Origin of the sequence: Kitasatospora sp. NPDC056651 (assembly GCF_042792155.1) — a bacterium.
Taxonomy (GTDB): domain Bacteria; phylum Actinomycetota; class Actinomycetes; order Streptomycetales; family Streptomycetaceae; genus Kitasatospora.
Window position 1 is genome coordinate 1 of record NZ_JBHTWX010000213.1, and the last position, 4,152, is coordinate 4,152.

At 72.6% G+C, this 4,152-nt stretch carries 4 protein-coding genes and 1 pseudogene; 3 read left to right on the forward strand and 2 right to left on the reverse strand.

Translation table 11 applies throughout. The features are described from left to right. Window positions 1-96: pseudogene (locus ACFRAR_RS38315) on the reverse strand (electron transfer flavoprotein subunit beta); the annotation flags it as partial. 276 nt (window positions 97-372) lie between these two features. Next, window positions 373-732 (reverse strand): thioredoxin family protein, encoded by a 360-nt coding sequence (locus tag ACFRAR_RS38320; protein WP_380705019.1) that lies wholly within the window; start codon window positions 730-732, stop codon window positions 373-375. A gap of 253 nt (window positions 733-985) precedes the next feature. Between ACFRAR_RS38320 and ACFRAR_RS38325 the strand changes: the two genes are divergently transcribed. The 3 genes from ACFRAR_RS38325 (at window position 986) to ACFRAR_RS38335 (ending at window position 4,028) form a co-directional block, all read left to right on the forward strand. Then, the gene (locus ACFRAR_RS38325) at window positions 986-1,411 is read left to right on the forward strand and encodes a DUF4395 domain-containing protein (protein ID WP_380705021.1); all 426 of its coding nucleotides are present in this window, start codon (window positions 986-988) and stop codon (window positions 1,409-1,411) included. A 284-nt stretch (window positions 1,412-1,695) separates the two neighbouring features. Further along, complete coding sequence (locus ACFRAR_RS38330; protein WP_380705023.1) at window positions 1,696-2,466, forward strand: lysophospholipid acyltransferase family protein; 771 nt, start codon at window positions 1,696-1,698, stop codon at window positions 2,464-2,466. 194 nt (window positions 2,467-2,660) lie between these two features. Further along, window positions 2,661-4,028 (forward strand): TolB family protein, encoded by a 1,368-nt coding sequence (locus ACFRAR_RS38335; protein WP_380705025.1) that lies wholly within the window; start codon window positions 2,661-2,663, stop codon window positions 4,026-4,028. Window positions 4,029-4,152: the final 124 nt, after the last annotated feature.

Here is a 4,152-nt window from a genome sequence, read left to right on the forward strand (position 1 = left end):
CACACCCTCCCGGTCGGTGGTGTGGTCGTCCGCGAAACGACGGTCACCCGTCGCGTCCGGCACGTACTTCACACAGACAACGATCCTCAAGCTCACGGCCTTGTCTCCTGTACTGGTCTCGTCCGGCGGCTGCGGCGGTGCGAGCGGGCGCGAAAACGGCTCGCACCCGCCCCGGGCAGCGGGTTCCCGTGCCGGTCCGGAACTTCCTGGCAGCATACTCGCCGGTAGCGCAGTGGTCACTACTGGCCAGTAGCTTATGCCGCGGGGCTGCTCCCCCCACCTGCGCCCATCCTGCCCCAGCCGGGGGCCGGCTCCACCCGCCGGGGCGGAACAAGGACGGAACAGTCGGCGGAACGCGGGCGGCCGGACACCTCACATCGCGTGGCCCAGCGCCGCGATCACGTCCACCGTGCGCGGCTGACCCGCCGCCCGCCGCACCACCCGGCCATCCGCGTCCAGCACCAGGACGGTCGGCGTCCGCCGGACCTCCAGTCGGCGGACCAGCTCCAGCCGCTCCTCGGCGTCCACCTCGACGTGCTCGACCCCGTCGACCATCCCGGCCACCTCGGAGAGCACCCGCCGGGTGGCCCGACACGGCTGGCAGAAGGCCGTCGAGAACTGCACCAGCGTCGCCCGCGCACCGAGCGCCCCGCCCAGTTCCGCCTCCGACAGCCGCACTGCCCCGTCCTCGGTGCTCACTCTCCGCCTCCCGCCGCTCTCCGCCCGGACCACCCCGGCCCGGCCCCGGGCGGGACGACGCGCGCCACCGGCTCGGGCATCCCCCAGTCTGTGGCAGCCCCTGCCGATGCCGAAAGCCGGTCGACCGCCGGGACCCGGCCACGTACGATCGGCCGATGGACTCCGACCCTCGCCGGACACCGCTGCCGGCCTCCCGCCGAGCCATCGGCCCGGCCCGGGCCACCGTCCGCCGAAGGCGCTGAAGCCCCACCGCTGCCGCCGCCCGTCGCGACCCCCGGAGGCCCCGTTGCAGACCGACCCCCGCGGCCCCCGCCTGGCCGCCGCCCTCAGCTCGGTCGTCCTGCTCCTCGCCCTCCACGCCGGCAACCGCCCCCTGCTGGCCGCCCAGGCGCTGGTCTTCGCACTCGGCGCGCTCGGCGGTCTGCGACTGGCCCCGTACGTCCGGCTGTTCCAGGCCCTCGTCCTCCCCTGGCTCGCGCCGCCCGCGGCGACCGCCGACGAACGGACCCTCCGCTTCGACCAGGGCATCTGCATGGTGTTCACCGCGGTCGGCGCCCTCGGCTACTACAGCGGCGTGACCTGGCTCGGCCTGCTGTCCGGTCTGACCGCGTTCACCGCCGCCTTCGCCAACGCGGCGTTCGGCTACTGCGTGGGCTGCGAGGTCTACCCCGTGGTCCGGCGCGCCCAGGGCCGCCTCACCACCGGCACCTGACCCGCCGACCCGCACACCCGCCGCGCATCCGCCGCGTGCCCACGGCCCGGGGCCCGCTTGTCGCGGGGAACGGAAAAGTTCCCATCCGAACTCATCACGGAGATCACACCGGCAAAAATCGCTTGACCGCACGGCTCAGGTGACAGCAGGCACTCGTTCGGGGGATCATCTCCGTGTATTCACCCGTGACCGCCGCGGAGTGCCGTGCTCCGGTCGGCACCGCCCGCGCAACGGCGCGGGTACCCGCCGAACCGGGCTCCGGCCCGTGGAAGTCAGGACTGACCGTGGCAGAGTTCGTGTACCCGCCGGTGATCGGCGCCGCACTCACCGCCTTCCGCGCGCTCGACGTGCGGATCGAGATCATCGGCGCCGAACACATCCCCGCCAAGGGGGGAGCGGTGCTGGTCAGCAATCACATCAGCTACCTGGACTTCCTCTTCGCGGGCCTCGGCGCGTACCGCGGCGGCAAGCGCAAGACCCGCTTCATGGCCAAGGACGACGTCTTCAAGCACCGGATCTCGGGTCCGTTGATGCGCGGCATGAAGCACATCCCGGTGGACCGCACCGACGGCCAGCCCGCCTACGAGGCCGCCGTGCGCGCCCTCAAGGCCGGCGAGGTGGTCGGAGTGTTTCCCGAGGCGACCATCAGCCGCTCGTTCATGCTGAAGAAGTTCAAGACCGGCGCCGCCCGGATGGCCGCCGACTCCGGCACCCCGCTGCTGCCCGTCGTGCTCTGGGGCACCCAGCAGCTCTGGACCAAGGGCCGCCCGAAGACCCTCACCAAGCGGCACGTCCCGGTCACCATCATGATCGGCGAACCGATTCACCTCGGACCGGACGACAAGCCCGTGATGGTCACCCGGCGACTGCGCGCCGCCATGACCGAGATGCTCGACCGGGCCCAGAGCGAGTACCCCGGCAAGCCCTCCGGCCCGGACGACACCTGGTGGCTGCCCGCCCAGCTCGGCGGCACCGCCCCCACCCTGGAGGTCGCTGAGGCCGAGGACGAGGCGGAGGCCCTCGCCAAGGCCGAGCGCCGCGCCGCCCGGGGCTGACCCCCCGCTCCGCCATACCTGCTTCCTCTGCTTTCCGCACCTACTCCGTGCGATCGAGTGAGCACGCCGCGTCGCGTGTCGCCCCGTCGCCGGTGCCTCCCTTCTGACACAGTGACAGCTCCTTTCAGGGGCCTTCGTCCTGAATCCTCGACGGGGGCCACACGTCGGAGCGGTCGAAAGGCTCGGAGGCGGAGATGGCACGGATCACCGGCACACGACAGTCACCCAAGGGCAGGGCCCGCACCCGCACGAACGCCGGTGCGGGCCTCCTCCTTCTCGGCGCCCTGCTCACCGGCTGCGGAGCCGAACCCGGAGAGATCCCCCTCTCGGAGATCCGGCCGGACAGCCCCGCCACCACCCCCGAGCCGACGTCCGCCGCTCCCGGAGTGGTCGGCGCGGCCGCCGGAGCCCCCGCGGCCACCGCACACAACGGCCTGATCGTCAGCCGCGCCTACACCGACCCCTCCCGCACGACCAGCGCGATCGTCACCCTCCTCCCCGACGGCACCGGCCAGCACCAGGTCACCCAGCCACCGGCCCGGGCCCGCGACGACCGCCCGGACTGGTCCCCCGACGGCTCCACCATCGCCTTCGACCGCACCGACCCGCAGACCGGCAACGCCCGGCTGTGGACCGTGTCCACCGCCGGTGGCACCGAGCACCAGGTCGACCGGCTCTGCGACGGCGGCACCACCGACTGCGCGAACGAGGACGAACGCGCCCCAGCCTTCTCACCGGACGGCAAGCAGGTCGCCTTCAGCCGCTCCTGGGGCGCCCTGGACCCGTCCGGCAACCACCAGATCCAGTACTCGGACCTCTACCTGATGAGCCCCGGGGGCACCGACGTCCAACGGCTCACCTTCCTCACCAACGACAAGGCCTACTCCGGCGCGGTCAGCAACCCCAGCTGGTCCCCCGACGGGAAGCAGCTCACCTTCGAGTACCGCACCAGCGCGACCGGACAGCCCGCCAACAGCCGCGCCATCTACGTCGTCAGCGCGGACGGCACCGGGGTGCGCCAGCTCACCCCCTGGGAGCTGCGCGCCGGCGACCGCGCGAACTGGTCACCCGACGGCACCGAGATCCTCTTCACCACCTACCCGGCCGGCCCTGACAACGCCGCCGGCGGCGGCATCTACACCGTCCACCCCGACGGCAGCGCCATCGGCGCCCTCACCCCCGCGCCCTCGGACGCCTTCTACGGCACGGCCGCCTACTCGCCCGACGGCAAGTCCATCGTCTTCGCCCAGGCCCCCGCGGGTTCCGGCGCCGACCTCTACAGCATGCGGCCGGACGGCACGGGCGTCGCCCGCCTCACCAACAGCGCGGACAAGTGGCTCAGCCGGCCGGCCTGGGGCACGGCGGAACCTCCGGACGCTCAGGCCAGTCCCGCCGATCCGGCCGCTCCCGCCGCTCCCGCCGAGGTGGCTGCTCAGGCGTCGCAGGCGCCCCAGGCTCCTCGGCCCGGTGCCCAGCAGCCGGCCCAGCAGCCAGCGCAGGCCCAGCGGCCGCAAGCCGAATCCGATCCCAAGTCCGAATCCGAGACCGAGGCTGACGAATAGGTCGTCCGATCCCAGGGATGCGAAGCCACAAACGCGAAGAACCCCCATCCGGAAACCGGATGGGGGTTCATTCACAATAATTGTTCGGCGGCGTCCTACTCTCCCACAGGGTCCCCCCTGCAGT

What these genes read in the sequence shown, in the direction of transcription:
- ACFRAR_RS38335 (WP_380705025.1), top strand. Translation starts at nt 2,661, where the DNA reads ATGGCACGGATCACCGGCACACGACAGTCACCCAAGGGCAGGGCCCGC.